At 63.4% G+C, this 14,446-nt stretch carries 14 protein-coding genes; all 14 read right to left on the bottom strand.

What is annotated here, in order from left to right:
* Positions 1-72: 72 nt before the first annotated feature.
* Positions 73-1,299 carry a beta-ketoacyl-ACP synthase gene (locus QRN20_RS12110; protein WP_088234380.1) on the bottom strand — a complete coding sequence of 409 codons (1,227 nt, stop codon included), beginning with the start codon at positions 1,297-1,299 and terminating at the stop codon, positions 73-75.
* Positions 1,299-2,027 (bottom strand): 3-oxoacyl-ACP reductase FabG, encoded by a 729-nt coding sequence (gene fabG / locus QRN20_RS12105; RefSeq protein ID WP_029244335.1) that lies wholly within the window; start codon positions 2,025-2,027, stop codon positions 1,299-1,301. The genes QRN20_RS12110 and fabG overlap by 1 nt, the downstream gene beginning before the upstream one ends.
* Positions 2,024-2,479: a hotdog family protein gene (locus QRN20_RS12100; RefSeq protein WP_029244336.1), complete on the bottom strand. Its 456-nt coding sequence runs from the start codon at positions 2,477-2,479 to the stop codon at positions 2,024-2,026. Before QRN20_RS12100 ends, fabG begins: the two co-directional genes overlap by 4 nt.
* A complete protein-coding gene (locus QRN20_RS12095) occupies positions 2,476-3,672 on the bottom strand; it encodes a beta-ketoacyl-[acyl-carrier-protein] synthase family protein (RefSeq protein ID WP_029244337.1) in 1,197 nt (398 codons plus the stop codon). The genes QRN20_RS12100 and QRN20_RS12095 overlap by 4 nt, the downstream gene beginning before the upstream one ends.
* Positions 3,669-4,151, bottom strand: a complete 483-nt coding sequence (locus tag QRN20_RS12090) for a hypothetical protein (protein ID WP_058431840.1) — start codon at positions 4,149-4,151, stop codon at positions 3,669-3,671. The genes QRN20_RS12095 and QRN20_RS12090 overlap by 4 nt, the downstream gene beginning before the upstream one ends.
* Positions 4,148-4,882, bottom strand: coding sequence for a class I SAM-dependent methyltransferase (locus QRN20_RS12085; RefSeq protein WP_096766800.1), 735 nt, complete (start codon positions 4,880-4,882; stop codon positions 4,148-4,150). Before QRN20_RS12085 ends, QRN20_RS12090 begins: the two co-directional genes overlap by 4 nt.
* The gene (locus tag QRN20_RS12080) at positions 4,879-6,126 is read right to left on the bottom strand and encodes an NAD(P)/FAD-dependent oxidoreductase (RefSeq protein WP_096766799.1); all 1,248 of its coding nucleotides are present in this window, start codon (positions 6,124-6,126) and stop codon (positions 4,879-4,881) included. The genes QRN20_RS12085 and QRN20_RS12080 overlap by 4 nt, the downstream gene beginning before the upstream one ends.
* 81 nt (positions 6,127-6,207) lie before the next feature.
* On the bottom strand, positions 6,208-8,550 hold the full coding sequence (locus QRN20_RS12075; RefSeq protein WP_122413411.1) for an MMPL family transporter: 2,343 nt from the start codon (positions 8,548-8,550) through the stop codon (positions 6,208-6,210).
* A complete protein-coding gene (locus QRN20_RS12070) occupies positions 8,534-9,148 on the bottom strand; it encodes an outer membrane lipoprotein carrier protein LolA (RefSeq protein ID WP_122413410.1) in 615 nt (204 codons plus the stop codon). The genes QRN20_RS12075 and QRN20_RS12070 overlap by 17 nt, the downstream gene beginning before the upstream one ends.
* Positions 9,145-9,570: an acyl-CoA thioesterase gene (locus tag QRN20_RS12065; RefSeq protein WP_069145248.1), complete on the bottom strand. Its 426-nt coding sequence runs from the start codon at positions 9,568-9,570 to the stop codon at positions 9,145-9,147. The genes QRN20_RS12070 and QRN20_RS12065 overlap by 4 nt, the downstream gene beginning before the upstream one ends.
* Positions 9,560-11,107, bottom strand: coding sequence for an HAL/PAL/TAL family ammonia-lyase (locus QRN20_RS12060; RefSeq protein WP_122413409.1), 1,548 nt, complete (start codon positions 11,105-11,107; stop codon positions 9,560-9,562). Before QRN20_RS12060 ends, QRN20_RS12065 begins: the two co-directional genes overlap by 11 nt.
* Complete coding sequence (locus tag QRN20_RS12055; RefSeq protein ID WP_122413408.1) at positions 11,088-12,035, bottom strand: lysophospholipid acyltransferase family protein; 948 nt, start codon at positions 12,033-12,035, stop codon at positions 11,088-11,090. Before QRN20_RS12055 ends, QRN20_RS12060 begins: the two co-directional genes overlap by 20 nt.
* On the bottom strand, positions 12,032-12,766 hold the full coding sequence (locus QRN20_RS12050) for a glycosyltransferase family 2 protein (RefSeq protein WP_029244344.1): 735 nt from the start codon (positions 12,764-12,766) through the stop codon (positions 12,032-12,034). Before QRN20_RS12050 ends, QRN20_RS12055 begins: the two co-directional genes overlap by 4 nt.
* Positions 12,759-14,441 carry an acyl-CoA synthetase family protein gene (locus QRN20_RS12045; protein WP_029244345.1) on the bottom strand — a complete coding sequence of 561 codons (1,683 nt, stop codon included), beginning with the start codon at positions 14,439-14,441 and terminating at the stop codon, positions 12,759-12,761. The genes QRN20_RS12050 and QRN20_RS12045 overlap by 8 nt, the downstream gene beginning before the upstream one ends.
* Positions 14,442-14,446 lie beyond the last annotated feature (5 nt).

Raw genomic sequence — 14,446 nt, 5'->3', positions numbered from 1 at the left:
GTCGAAAGACGTGGTAGCGCCTCCTACAGTCCTGGTGCTCATTAGAGACCGTATAGTGTCCGGTCTCGCCAGTCACGCCCAGCGCTTGAAGATCAGCGACGTATTGACCCCGCCAAACGCGAAGTTGTTGTTCATGACGTATTCGTTGCTCATTCGCCGGGGTTCGCCAACGATGTAATCCAGATCGCCACACTCCGGATCAATTGCATCAAGATTAAGCGTGTGGATATACCGATCACTGTTGAGCATTTCGATGCTGAACCACGACTCCAGCGCGCCGCAGGCACCCAGGGTGTGGCCGAGGAAGCTTTTCTGCGAGCTGAGCGGCATGCGCGAGCCGAACAGGCTGCTGGTGGCGAGGGTCTCGGCGATGTCGCCCTGTTCCGTCGCCGTGCCGTGACCGTTCACGTAGCCAATGGCCTCGGGCGGCAGGTTGGCGTCTTCCAGGGCCAGCTCCATGGCGCGGCGCATGGTGATCTGCTCCGGCCGGGTGCTGTGTGCGCCGTCGGCGTTGCTGCCGAAACCGACGATCTCGGCGTAGATGTGCGCGCCACGTGCCTGGGCATGCTCCATTTCCTCAAGCACCAGCATGCCGCCGCCTTCACCGATCACCAGCCCGTCGCGGCCCGTGTCGTAAGGGCGTGGCGTGGTGTGAGGGGCGTCGTTCTTGAGGCTCGTGGCGTACAGCGCGTCAAACACCATCGCTTCGGTCGGGCACAGTTCTTCCGCGCCGCCTGCCAGCATGAGCGGCAGACGTCCGAACTTGATCGCTTCGTAGGCATAGCCGATGCCCTGGCTGCCACTGGTGCAGGCACTGGACGTCGGGATGAGCCGCCCGGTCAGGCCGAAGAAGATGCTGATATTGGCGGCCGTGGTGTGCGGCATCATTCGCACATAGGAGTTGGCGTTCAGACCGACCGCCACCGAGTTGATCAGCATCGCACCGAACGCCTTGATCTCATCGGTGCTGCCAGTGGACGAACCGCAGGCCGTGCCCATGCGGCCATCGCGAATGATCGGGTCGTTCAGCAGCCCGGCGTCAATCAGCGCCTGCTCCGATGCGCCCACCGCAAAGCGCGACACACGCCCCATGCTGCGCAATTGCTTGCGCGTCCAGTGTGCGGGCACTGCGAAGTCATCGATAGGCCCGGCCAGTCGCGTGTTCAGTTCCGTAAACCGGTTCCACTCGTCCATGTGCCGGATGCCGCTGCGATTGGCGGTAAAATTCGCCTCGACGCTGGCCCAGTCGCTGCCGATCGACGTAATGCCGGACATGCCGGTGACCACCACGCGTTTCATCAACACAGGCCTCCGTTGACGGCCAGCACCTGGCGCGTGATGTAAGCGGCTTCGGCCGACATCAGAAAATTCACCGCACCCGCCACTTCCTCGGGCGTGCCCATGCGCTGGGCCGGAATCATCTTCATCAGTTCATCCACCGGCACGTTCTCGTCGAGCATGGCGGTGTCGATCAGGCCCGGTGCGACGCAGTTGACCGTGATCTTGCGTTTGCCCAGTTCGATGGCCAACGCCTTGGCCGCACCGATCAGGCCTGCCTTGGAGGCGCTGTAGTTGACCTGCCCGCGATTGCCGATCAGGCCGGACACCGAGGTGATGCACACGATGCGGCCAGCCGAACGACGACGAATCATCGGCATGGTCAGCGGATGCAGCACGTTGTAGAAACCGTCGAGGTTGGTGCGCAGCACCTGATCCCAGTCGTCATCAGTGAGCGCCGGAAAGGCGCCGTCGCGGGTCAGGCCTGCATTGAGCACCACGCCGTAATAAGCACCGTGGGTTTCCACGTCCTGCTCAAGAATTTCCTTACAGGCGGCACGGTCCGACACGTCGAATTGCAGGACACGGGCCTGGCGACCCAACGCGATGATCTCGGCCTGCACCGCTTCGGCTTCGCTGCGGCCGGTGCGGCAGTGCAGGATCAGGTCGTATCCGGCCTGAGCCAGACGCAAGGCGATGGCGCGGCCGATGCCACGGCTTGAGCCGGTGACCAGTATGGATTCAGTCATGCCGGGGCTCCTTCAGCCAGGTAGTCAGCAGTGTTGGGTGGGCAATATACATTGAGGCGCGCAAAGGCGTTGATGTCCGGGCCTGTCAGGGTGCATTCGAAGACGCCCATGCCGCTGTCGTCCTGCAGCGACCGGACGGCGTGGATGTGCAGCTCGCTGCCAGCCGGAAAGTGCGCAACGTTGCATTCGAACTTGCGGCTGCCGAGCAGAAAGCCCAGCTTGACCGCTTCGCCCTTGCTGCGTGCCTGACAGCCGGCAAACGCCGCCACGCTCTGGGCCATCAGCTCCACGCCGACCCAGGCGGGCAGGCTGCCGTCCGCTTCGTTGAACAGACCATCGGCACGCACGGTCAGGCAGGTCTGGATCTGTTCTTCATCAAAGGCCAGCACCTGATCGATGAGGATCATGTCGCCAGCGTGCGGAATCAGTTCGGCGAGCGGCCAATCGATCATGGTGCATCTCCGATAATCAGGCTGATGTTGTTGCCACCGAAGGCAAAGGAATTGCTCATCAGGTAGCGGCTGTCGCCAGCGGCCAGACGTGCGCCCGGTGCAGTCAGTTGCAGTGCCGGTTCGGATGGATCGGCCGCGCCGTCCCAAACATGAGGCGGCAGGGCGTGTTCAAGGTTGTCGGGCGACAGGCTCAGCCAGCAGAACGCGACTTCCAGCGCCCCGGCTGCACCGAGGGTGTGGCCACTCAGTGGCTTGGTCGACGAGCACGGCACGCCGTTCGGAAACACCGCCTGCACTGCCAGGCTTTCCATGGCGTCGTTATGAAAGGTTGCGGTGCCGTGCAGGTTCAGATAACCGATCTGTTCAGGCGCAAGCCGGGCGTTGCTCAGTGCCTGCTGCATGGCATCGCGTGCGCCACGCCCGGTCGGTTCCGGGGCCGAGATATGGTGCGCATCGCAACTGGCCCCCGCGCCCAGCAAGGCGATCGAGTGTTTGCCGCCCGCTTCGCGGGTCATGAGAAACAACACCGCGGCTTCGCCGATATTGATCCCGTTGCGATTGCTGGAAAACGGATTGCACAGCTGCGGCGACATGGCTTCCAGCGAGGAAAACCCGTTCAGGGTCAGCTTGCACAGGCTGTCCACGCCGCCGCACAGCACGGCGTCGCAGAGCCCCATGTCCAGCGCCCGCCGGGCGCTGAGCAAGGCCCGTGCACTGGAGGTGCAGGCCGTTGAGATCACGTAAGCCGGGCCGGTCAGTTGCAGCCAGCTCGCCAGAAAGTTGGCCGGCGCACCGAGTTCCTGCTGCGCATAATCGTAGTGCTCGGGGAAGGTCTGTTCACGCAGCCACTGCACCATGCTGCTGCTGGCTTCATCGATGCCGGAAGTGCTGGTGCCGATGATCACGCCGATGCGAGACGCGCCGTAACGGTCGATGGCCTGACGAATGTCGCCCTCGATCTGCAAGGCGGCAGCCAGCAGCAACTGATTGTTGCGGCTGTGTTGCGATTGCAATGATGCGGGGATCACAGGCAGTGCGTTCTTGACCGCGCCCACGGGCAACGTGCGACCCGCCACCCAGCCGTCTTCGAAGACCATGCCTGAGCAGTCGCCGGCGAACAGTCGGCGAGAGACTTCTTCTTGGCCATTACCCAGCGCGCAGATCAGCCCCAGTGCGTTGAGGTGAGCGGTCATGGCGTGGTCTCGCTGTTCAACGGGGTCACTTTGTAGCTCAGGCCGTCCTTGAGGCGGACAGTAAAGGCATTGGCCGACTGATATTCGACCAGCCAGCGATTATCAAGACGGCGCTGCATGCCCTGGCGATAGGCCGTCGGGTAGCGGCTGTTCAATTCCTGATCCGGTGTCATGGCAAACATCAGCGCGGCGAACAGTTCGCGTGCTTCAGGATTGGGCGGCAACAGGCCGTCTGCCTGCCACTTCCCTTCGATCAGCAACTGCCGCGCCTGAGGAATGCCCAGCGGGTCCATCATCGACCAGCGCAGGCCCTTGTTCTCCCGCTGGATGATCAACATCCAGTCCTGACGCTGATCCGCCTGCCTGCGCTCGATGTGCAACTGCATTGGCAACGCCAGCGTGGGTGCGGTGGTCGGCAATGGCGTCTGGCTGGCGCAACCTGCGAGCAGCAACAGCGAAAGAATCAATGCTCGGATCATGTTGCATCACCTCGCAACGGCTTGCGGGCCACCACGTTGACCAGCGTTTCCTCGCGCTGCCCGAAAGGTTTGGGTTTGCGCAGCTTCAAGGCTTCCAGCAGGCCGAAGTCCGTGGCACGGCTCCACCACAGGTAAGGGTAGGAGACATTGCGCGCCTCGAATTCGAAACCCTGCTGGCGGATCATCTTCAGGTACTGCGCGGCGCTTTTCTGAACGTGCATGGGGTGACGGAACAACCAGCGGATCACCCAGGTGTCGATATAGGCCTCGGTGGATTCGGCGAACAGCAGATAGCCGCCCGGTTTGAGGACGCGATAGAACTCGGCCAGCGCCTGTTCCTGCTCGACCAGATGGTGAAAGGTCTGATGGCAGAACAGCAGGTCGACGCTGGCATCGGGCAGTTGCAGCGCGGCGCAGTCGCTGCCGATCAGTTCGACGTCGAGCCCCAGCGCGGCAGCCTCTTCGCGGCTGCGCGTCAGGCTGTCCGGGTCGGCATCGACACCGAGCAGTCTGGCCGGGCTGAAGACTTTGCTCAGGTGCCGGAACGATTTGCCCTGTCCGCAGCCTGCGTCCAGCAACACCGGCGCGGCAGGCAGCGGACCCGTGAACAGACTGCGCAGGTCATCGATGGCGACACGCAGCACCCGGTATTGCCAGATATTGCTGCGCAGAAACCACAGGCCAAAGCGGGTTTCTTCGACGTAGCTGTCGCTCAGGAACGGTCCGTTCATGAATCATCGCTCGTGCAGATTTCCGAGAGCACCCGCAGGCGTCGCTTGGGTTCGCTGACAAACGGGTTGCGCTCGTCCCAGGCGTAACCGGCCAGAATGGAACTGATCATGCGGCGTATGTCAGGCGTTCCGCCCTTGTAGAAAATGACGTTTTGAAAGGTGTCGTCGTACCAGCCTTCGACGTAAGCGCGGAATGTATCGACGCCTTTCTTGAGCGGGACGGCGAACTCGGTTTCCCAGTCCACCGCTTCGCCGCGCAACTGACGATTCAATACGCCTGCCGCCATGCTGGCCGAGCGCATCGCGATGGTCACGCCCGAGGAAAACACCGGGTCGAGGAACTCGGCCGCGTTGCCCAGCAGCGCAAAGCCCTTGCCGTGCAGGGTTTTGACGTTGGCCGAGTAGCCTCCGATGGTGCGTACCGGAGTGTCCCAGACTGCGTTTTTCAGCACGTTGGCCAGCTGCGGGGTCTCCGCGACGAAGGCCCGCAGGCAGGCGTCCAGGTCTTCGGGTTTGCCTTCGAAGCGCTCGGCCGACGCCACTACGCCCAGCGAGCAGCGCCCCTGGCTGAACGGAATGGTCCAGAACCACACGTCGCTGTGCTCGGGGTGAATGCTGACGAGGATTTTCTGGCGGTCGAAAGGCGGGCTCTCGATATGGTCTTCGATGTGCGTGAACACGGCCTTGCGCACCGGAAACCCGGACGGCGCTTCGAGGTCCAGCAAGCGCGGCAGCACGCGGCCGTAGCCGCTGGCGTCGAGCACGAAGTCGGCCTGCACGCTGTATTCGATACCGTCTTCGCGTCTTACGCGCAGGATCGGTTGCGGACCGTCGAAATCGGCGCTGATGATTTCCTGCTCATAGCGGATTTCCACGCCTTGCAACTCGGCCTGATCGGCCAGCAGCTTGTCGAACTCGGCGCGCTGCACCTGAAAGGTGGTCGGCTTGCCGTCGGTGAAGGTGTCACCGAAATCGAAATCGCTGTACTGCTCGCCCCGCGCAAAGGCTGCACCGTTCTTCTTTTGGAACCCGGCGGCCTGCACGGCTTCGAGCATGCCAGCCTCTTCAACGAAATCCAGGCAATGGCAGAGCAGGCTTTCGCCGATGGAGAAGCGCGGGAATACCTGACGCTCGACGATCAGCACATCGTGACCCTGGCGTTTGAGCAGCGCCGCAGCAATCGAACCGGCCGGACCGGCACCGATGACGACGACCTGGCGAATTTCCTTGTCAGTGATGGGCACAGGTATTCCTTTTCGGTGGTTCGATTGAAGGAGTGGCGCGTGAGGGCAGTCGCGCGAGCGTTATCCAGAACGTCAGAACCATCATGGGCGTGGCTCCGGGGATCCAGCAGATTTCTTTTGGCGCGGGCTGGCCCAGGGCGCGAGCATGAAGCTGAAAGCCAGCCCCAGGCTCACTGACAGGCCGAAATTGCTGATCGCCGGGGTGCCTGAAATCGCCAGCAGCCCGAACGACAGCCAGGTGGTGACGGCGGCAAGCAGTGTGCCCAGCAGGCTCACCGCAGCGCCGCCGACCTGTTCGCGCATCAGAATGGCGTAATCGACGCTGATTGCCGTGACCAGCAGCAGGCCGAACAGGCTGAACAGGGTCAACGGCTGGCCGAGCCAGCCCAGGCTGGCGAGGCTGCACAACGCGGCGAGCAGGGGCAGGGCGACGATGCGCAGTGCGCCGTTGAAGCCGAACGGTACGATCAGCAACAGCACGATCAACACGCAGGAGGCCAGTTTCAGTTCGGCGGCGCTGACCTGAGTGCTGGCGAAGACCTGATTGAGTTCGCCCAGCCGGTCCACCAGTTGCACGCCGTCCAGCCCGCCCGCCTGCATGCGCAGCAACGCCGTGCTGTTCAGGCCGCGCAGGCTCACGATGGTCGCCACGCCTTCTTCCTTCGTCCCCAGCCAGAGCGTGCGCCAGGGTTCGGCGAGCGGACCTTGCAGCGCCAGATCGATGTCTTGCGTCGGCAGTGCCAGCAGTTGAGCGAGCTCGGCTTTCAAGGCCGCCTCAGGCACACCGAGTTGCACCAGTGGCTGCCAGTATTGCGGCAATTTCGCCAGGGCGGCGCGGGTTGCCTGTTGTTCGGCAGGCGAGTCCAGCAACTGGTTGATCGCCATGTAGCCTTGCAGCTTGTCCATGTTCACCAGTTGATCGAGACGCTGGGTGAGCGCGGTCTGGCGGTCCAGCAACTCCTGCTGATCCTTGCCGCGCACCAGAAAGAACTGACTGGTGGGCTGATATCCGGTGATGCGTGCGATGGCCTGGGCTTCGTCGGTCAACGACTGCGGTGCCGCGACCCACTGACGGATGTCATTCTTGGTGGTCAGGTGCCACAGGCCGCCGCTGCAGAAAGCCAGCAGCAACACCAGCAGAATCGGTGTGCTGACGCGTTGCAGCAAGGCGGCGCGGCAATCGAGCATCTGTTGCGCCAGCTTGAGTGGCCACTGTGCGGGATGAATCTCGATCCTGCCGAGCAGCGCGGGCAACAGGCATACCGCTGTCAGGTATGCGCCGATGAGACCGGCGGCCGAGAACACGGCAATCTGGGTCAGCGCCGGGAACGGCGTCCAGGCCAGCGCCAGATAACCGATGCAACTGGTGACAAGGCTCAGGCTCAGCCCCGGCAACGTCAGGCGCAAGGCAGGCCAGCTACGCCAGGGCTTGAGGCTCCAGCTTTTGGACAGATAGTGCAGCGGGTAATCGACTGCCACGCCGATCAGGCTCGAGCCCAGCACCAGCGTCATGACGTGCATGCTGCCAAATATCGCTACGCAGGCGACCGCACCAAACAGCATGCCGACGATGACGGGTACAAACGCCAGCAGCACGCTCCACCTTCTGAACGCCAGCAACAGCAGCAACAGGATACCGATGGTTGCGCCGCCGCCGACCCAGGTGATTTCCCGGCTGGCCTGTTTCTGGCCATCCGCTGCGTACAGCAAGCCGCTGGCCGCCAACAGTTGGCCTCCCGCCTGACTCGCCTGCTGGCGGGCAGTGGCGAGCAGGTCCGCGACCTGGCCGGGCAGGTGCATGTCGAAGGCATCGTTGCCGGTACGTGTACGCAGCAATACCCAGCTTTTACCGTCTGCCGAGGCGATCAGTGCGCCGCTGGCCAGATCCGGTTCGACCGATCCCTGGCGGGGCAGGCCGTTCTGGATGCGCCCGGTCAGGCCCAGCCAGTCGTCCTGGCTGGGCACGAGGCTGAAGCCCGCAAAAGGGTCGAACAGGGTTTGCACCCGCTGATCGATAAAGCCCTGCGGGTCGTCGATCAGTTGCGCCCGATCCGCCGCCGGCAGCATCGCGATTCGCCCTTGCAGCAGTTGGCTGCGCAGGGCAGGCAGATCGGCCTGCAGTGTCCACTGTACTTTTTCGAACAGCCCGCTGGCCTGCCATTGCTCGGCCAGTGTGCGGGCGAGGGTGATGGCTTGCTGACGGTCCGCATGACCGACCAGCACCAGCATTTCGCGATTGAGCGGTTCCTGAATGCGCTTCTCGGCCGTGCTGACCAGCGCGTCGTTGTCAGTGCCCGGCACCAGCTCCATGAGGTTGGCCGACAGCGGCGAGTGGTCGCGCCATTGCCAGGCGGCCAGCGCCAGCACGCCCGCCAGAATCATCAGGAACAGGCGTGGCAGCAGGCGCTCAGTTCGCAAAGTCATTGCGCTGCGCGTCGGTCAGCGCGGCGGCTCTGGTGCTGTCGATCATCTTCAGGACCGTGCTGTCGCCCTGGGTTTCCAGCAGTTCGATGCGTTGCACCAGTTCGCCGCCGTTGATATTGATCTGCGTGAACACCTGCTGCAGCAACAGCGAGCGGGGTGTCAGCGTCAGGTGCCAGGCGTTGGCGTCGCCTTGGAGTTGCAGTTCGAAATCCCGTTGCAGGCCGCTGCTGTCACCTTGCAGCACGGCGAGGAACAGACGGTTCTGTTCGGCTCCGGCGTTCTTGTTGGGCACCGGCTTCCAGACGCTGGCGCTGCCTTCGGCTTCACGGCGCGCAATGCCGTTGGCGTTGATGCGGTAATCCTGTTTCAGCGGGGTTTCCAGCAGCCACAGCAGCCCGGCGTCCTTGGCCAGCACGAAACGGCCCTTGCTGATCAGCGGCTGCGGCAGGGCGCGCAGGTGTTTTTCCTGAATGAAACGCCCTTGCACCACGGCAGGCCTGGCCAGTTGATCGCTCAGCTGTTGCAGGTCGAAGGCGTGTGCCAGCGACGACAGGCACAGCAGGCCCAATACGCATAACGCTCGAAGCGGACGGCTCATGGCAAGGCTCTCTCTACGGCATCGATGAAGACCCTGGGCGAGGCCAGTTGCATTTCGTGAGTCTGGCTGTCGACGGCGACCTGAACGGTGCTGGCGCGGGTCAGGCGTTCGCCGGTAACCGCGTCGGTGATCAGGTAGTTGATCTTCAGCCGGTTCTCCCATTCCACCAGATCGGCACGCACGTTCAGCTTCTGGCCGAACACGGCGCTGCGCACGTAACGCAGTTGGACGTCGATCACCGGCCAACCATACCCGGATTCGAGCATCTGCATGTAGTTGTGGCCGATGTGGTCGAGCAGCGCGCAACGCGCCACTTCCAGGTATTTGACGTAATGCCCGTGCCAGACGATGTTCATCATATCGACGTCAAAAAACGGCACGACGATTTCGGTGTCGACCTGCAGAAATCCCTTACTGCGCATGCAGCCTCCAGTGTCGGTTGGCGATGTGTTTCAGGCACAGGCGCAGCTCCGCCTCCAGCGCCCGGTCTTCGATGACGGGGGCGAAGTCCTGACTCAGTTGTTCGTGCATGGCGGCCAGCGCGGGTGGCAGCGGGCGTGCATCGGCGGACTTGCCGCGCAGCCAGACGCCCTGGTTGGCGGCGATCAGCGTGGCGGCGGCGACCTGCTCGGTCAGCTCCAGCACCCGGATCGCGTCGCGGGCGGCGATGGTGCCCATGCTGACCTTGTCCTGATTGTGGCACTCGGTGGAGCGCGAAAACACGCTGGCCGGCATCGTGTTTTTCAATGCTTCTGCGGTCCAGGCGCTGGCGCCGATCTGCACAGCCTTGAACCCGTGGTTGAGCATTGCGCGCTCGGCGCTGGCGCCCGACAGGTTGCTCGGCAGGCCATGGCTGTAGCGCTCGTCTACGAGCAGGGCCAGTTGCCGGTCCAGCAGGTCGGCAACGTTGGCGACCAGCGTTTTCAGGCTGTCCATGGCGAAGGCGATATGGCCGCCGTAGAAGTGCCCGCCGTGCAGCACGCGTTCGGCTTCGGCGTCGATGATCGGGTTGTCGTTGGCGCTGTTGAGTTCGATCTCGATGAACGAACGCAACCAGTTCAGGCTGTCGGCCAGCACGCCCAGCACATGGGGCGCGCAACGCAATGAGTAGCGATCCTGCAGGCGATGCAGCGGCGCGGTCGGTGCATCGATTGCCAGGTCCTGGCGCAGCCATGCGGCGACCTGGGTCTGACCCGGGTGCGGCTTGGCGGCGAACAGGCGCTCGTCGAAGTGCTCCGGGTTGCCTTGCAGGGCCACCACGTTCATTGCCGTGATGCGGGTCGCCAGTTGCAGCAGATAATCGGCCCGCGCAAATGCGAGGCAGGCCAGTCCGGTCATCACCGCCGTACCGTTCATCAAGGCAAGCGCTTCCTTGGGCCGCAGCACCAGCGGCGTCCAGCCCAGTTCGCGGTGCACGTCGCTGGCCGCTCGGCGTTCGCCACGGAACATGACTTCGCGCTCGCCCGAGAGCGTGGCGGCAACATAGGACAACGGCGTCAGATCACCGCTGGCACCGACCGAGCCTTCTTCCGGGATCAGCGGTAACACGTCCTGATCGATGAACGCCTGCAGGCGCTCCAGCAGTTCGACACGCACCCCGGACACGCCCTGACACAGCGACTGCAGCCGCGCCGCGAGCACGGCGCGGGTCGCCTGTGCGTCGAGCAGCTTGCCCAGACCGCAGCCATGAAAGGTGTACAGGTGACGTGGCAGCGCTTCGACGTGTTCCAGCGGCACGGCAACAACGCAAGAATCGCCATAGCCGGTGGTGACGCCGTAGATCACGCCTTCCTTGTCCAGCAGCGAATCCAGAAACCGTGCGCCTTTGGCAATGCGCTCGCGGAACGCTTCATCGCTCTGCAAAACGGTGGGCGCCTGGCGGTTGGCCAGCATCAGCACGTCTTCAATGCGCAGCGCCCGTTCGCCGAAGGTGATGGTGTCAGGAGCGTGGTTCGTCATCGGACTTCCAGAATGGGTAGAAATTGAACCACTGCTGTGGCGCTTCAAGGCAATAGTGGCCGAGGCGTTCGGCATAGCGTGTGGCCCAGTGTTCGATGACCTGCGGGCGGTCGCTGCGGCGCCATTCGATGGTGTCGGCAAAAGGTTCGAGAATCACGCGATAGCCGGTCGGACCCTTGAGGCAGAAGAACAGGTTGACCGGGCATTTGAGCAGCCCGCCCAGCAGCCAAGGGCCTTGCGGGAAGGCGGCGGGCTGGCCGAGAAAATCGACACGCACGTTGCGTCCGCCATGCAACGGCACACGATCACCAGCGATGGCCAGCCATTCACCTTCTTCGATGCGCTGGTTCAGTTGCAGCATGATGGCCGGATCCAGCTCGCTGACCTGGATCAGCCGCAGGTTGGTCGCCCCGGCTTCGCCCAGCAGACGGTTGAAACGTTCGGCGTGCTTGGTGTGCACCAATACGTTCATGGTGACCTTCTCGCCCAGTTCGGCGAGGGCGCGACACACTTCGAGGTTGCCCAGGTGCGCGCCGACCAGTAGTTGGCCACGCGAGCCGCGCAGGTTCTGCCGCAGATGCGCTGGGTCAATGATCTCGATCTGGTCGATGCCGAGCCTGCCGTTCCACACGTCGAGTTTGTCGAGCAGCGCGTCGGCGAAGGCCATGAACTGGCCGAACACCCGGCGTTGCGTCGGGCGCAGTTCGGGCCGGTTGCTCCACTGCGACAGGCGCTCTTGATACTCGTGGATGCTGTGCCGGGCGCGGCGGCCGAACAGGAAGAAATACAACACGATGCCATACAGCACCGGAGTCAGCGGGCGACGCCCGAGCAGTTTGACGCCCCACGCGGTGAGCTTCATCAGCAGAAAACTGCCGCGCTCCTCATGGTTGGCCCAATGCTGCTTCGATGTGGGTTTTACGCTCATGCCCGCCACCGTTGCCAGAGAATGACCGGCAGGCGGACCAGCATGCCGAAGAACAGTTTGGCGTGCATTTTCGAGATCAGCGCATTGTCGTGGAACAGACGGAAGTGCGACAGACCGTCCTGCGGGTAATGAACGCGGGTCGGCAGCCAGCGCATGGGCTGCCTGCGCCATGACAGGCGTACGAGGATTTCCGAATCGAAGTCCATGCGTCTGCCGATCTGTGCGCTGTCGATCAGCTTCAGGACCGGTGCCATCGGGTAGAGCCTGAAGCCGCACATCGAGTCGCGAATCTGCAGCGACAGGGTGTTGATCCAGACCCACACGTGGGTCAGGTAACGCGCATACAGGCGTCCTTTGGGAACACTCTCGTCGTACTGTGGATAACCGCAGATCAGCGCGTCGGGGTGCTCGCGTGACTGCTGCAGAAACAGCGGAATATCCGTCAGGTCATGCTGACCGTCGGCATCGACCTGCAAGGCATGGCTGAAACCCAGCCGTGCGGCTTCACGAAAGCCGGCCATCACGGCGCCGCCCTTGCCCTGATTGATCGGCAGGCGCACCAGATAGACCTGCTCGGCCTGTGCAAGCTGCTGTAACACCGTCGCGCAGGCCGGGCTGCTGGCGTCGTCCACCAGCACGCAGGGCAGCCCGGCTTGACGAACGGCGCTGACCACGTCGGGCACGGCCAGCTCGTGATCGAACACCGGAATGATGGCGCAGGGCTTATGCATGCGCAGCCTCCAGCACGATCCGGCCACTGGAGCAGGGCGCGCCTTCGCTGTTGCGAAAGGCGAAATGCAGTTTCGAGCGCTGCTCATCGAAGCGCAGGTTCAGGGTGAGCCAGTCGCCTGGGCGCACCAGTTGCTGAAACTTCAGCACTTCCAGCCCCGCAAAGCGCGGAGGCAGGTCCAGCAGGCTTTGGCTCAGTTTCATGGCCCATTCCACCTGCACCACGCCTGGCAGGACGGGAGCCTTGGGAAAGTGGCCGCTGAAGTACGCGAGATCGGGAGGAACGACCAGATTCAGTTGCAACTCGTCTTCGACGGTTTTCTGATCCAGCAGCTCCGGAAGTTTCGGGCGCTCGGCCATCAGCATTGCTTCAACGTCGGCCTGCGGCAGTTTGTCCTGAGCGTTGAGCGGCATCTGCCGCACCAGCCGCCAGCGACGAGGCAGCGCCAGGGCTTCGCAATGCGGACGCAGGTGCTGGCGCAGCGCTTCGGTCAGCGCACGACGGCCTTGTGTCCGGAGTGCGAGCAGGCCACTGTCGCTCAGCACGACCAGCGCACCGAGTGAGGCACGGTTCTCCTGAACCACGCCCAGACGCGCCTCGCGGACCCACTCATGGGTGACGAGCGCCTGTTCGATCAGGGGCAGCGAGATACGTTTTTCCTCAAGTTTGACGATGCGGTCCAGCCTGCCCAGCAGTTCGAAACGGCCGTCGGTGTCGATGTGTACAGCGTCGGCCGTGTGTTCGACATGGCCAACAGGCAGGTACGGCGAACGGACGCACAAGGCGCCGTCGTCGTCGCGAGTCAGCTCAACGCCTTCGAAGGGCTGCCAGCGCTGTTCGCCCTGACGCCACGCAATGCCGCCGGTTTCCGAGCTGCCGAAGATTTCCGTCGGCCATTGCCCCAGTCGCTCATGCAGGCTTTGCGCTGCTTCGCCCGGCAGTACACCACCCGAGGAGAACACCCGGCTTACGCCGCTCAGGCGGGGCCAGTCGAGGTTGTCGCCCATGCGCTTGAGCAGGGCCGGGCTGGCGACCCAGGCGAACGGCGCGTTTTCGAGGCTGGCGCGCTGCACGTCTTCGGAGAAGGGCAACTGACGACGCACGAATGAACGCCCCGCGCACAGCGGCCACAACAACCGGAACAGCAGGCCGTAGATGTGCTGGGTCGCCACGCTGCCCACCATGCAGGACTGGCCCAAGTCCGCGCCCCAGAGCTGCTCCAGAGCGGTGACTTCATTGGCCAGTTGGCGCAGACGTTTCTCGATCAGCTTCGGCTCGCCACTGGAGCCTGAGGTGCACAGGCTCAGGCGGCACTGGTCCAGATCAAGCGCTGCGGGTGGCGGAGGTGATCCGAGCAAGTCACTCAGCGCTGTATCGCTTGGCTGGTCGGTGATCCAGAGATCGACCTGACCGGCCCAGCGTTCGCGGGTCTGGCCCTGCAGATCGGCAGGCAGCAGCACGCTCACCCCGGCGCGCCAGGCACCGAACAATGCGATGCCCAGTTCGGCGGCATCTTCAAGGTGCACGGCCACTTGCCGGACGCCACGGGCTTGAAGCCCGCCCGCAACGCTCAATGCCTGCGCGCGCCATTGGGCGAGCGTCAGCGCTGGAGGGGTGGTCAGCAGTCGATCCGTGGCGGTGTCGAGCAGCAGGTTTTCAAGATTCAGCCAGTTCATGCAAT

Origin of the sequence: Pseudomonas sp. fls2-241-TYG-175, from assembly GCF_030209155.1 — a bacterium.
Lineage (GTDB): Bacteria > Pseudomonadota > Gammaproteobacteria > Pseudomonadales > Pseudomonadaceae > Aquipseudomonas > Aquipseudomonas viridiflava.
The sequence above is the reverse complement of the archived record's forward strand: the minus strand, read 5'-3'. Positions and strand labels throughout refer to the sequence as shown.

Bases quoted from the DNA above. Each gene is read 5' to 3' on its own strand.
- QRN20_RS12110 (WP_088234380.1), bottom strand. From the start codon at position 1,299: ATGAAACGCGTGGTGGTCACCGGCATGTCCGGCATTACGTCGATCGGC.
- fabG (WP_029244335.1), bottom strand. From the start codon at position 2,027: ATGACTGAATCCATACTGGTCACCGGCTCAAGCCGTGGCATCGGCCGC.
- QRN20_RS12100 (WP_029244336.1), bottom strand. From the start codon at position 2,479: ATGATCGATTGGCCGCTCGCCGAACTGATTCCGCACGCTGGCGACATG.
- QRN20_RS12095 (WP_029244337.1), bottom strand. From the start codon at position 3,672: ATGACCGCTCACCTCAACGCACTGGGGCTGATCTGCGCGCTGGGTAAT.
- QRN20_RS12090 (WP_058431840.1), bottom strand. From the start codon at position 4,151: ATGATCCGAGCATTGATTCTTTCGCTGTTGCTGCTCGCAGGTTGCGCC.
- QRN20_RS12085 (WP_096766800.1), bottom strand. From the start codon at position 4,882: ATGAACGGACCGTTCCTGAGCGACAGCTACGTCGAAGAAACCCGCTTT.
- QRN20_RS12075 (WP_122413411.1), bottom strand. From the start codon at position 8,550: ATGACTTTGCGAACTGAGCGCCTGCTGCCACGCCTGTTCCTGATGATT.
- QRN20_RS12070 (WP_122413410.1), bottom strand. From the start codon at position 9,148: ATGAGCCGTCCGCTTCGAGCGTTATGCGTATTGGGCCTGCTGTGCCTG.
- QRN20_RS12065 (WP_069145248.1), bottom strand. From the start codon at position 9,570: ATGCGCAGTAAGGGATTTCTGCAGGTCGACACCGAAATCGTCGTGCCG.
- QRN20_RS12060 (WP_122413409.1), bottom strand. From the start codon at position 11,107: ATGACGAACCACGCTCCTGACACCATCACCTTCGGCGAACGGGCGCTG.
- QRN20_RS12055 (WP_122413408.1), bottom strand. From the start codon at position 12,035: ATGAGCGTAAAACCCACATCGAAGCAGCATTGGGCCAACCATGAGGAG.
- QRN20_RS12050 (WP_029244344.1), bottom strand. From the start codon at position 12,766: ATGCATAAGCCCTGCGCCATCATTCCGGTGTTCGATCACGAGCTGGCC.
- QRN20_RS12045 (WP_029244345.1), bottom strand. From the start codon at position 14,441: ATGAACTGGCTGAATCTTGAAAACCTGCTGCTCGACACCGCCACGGAT.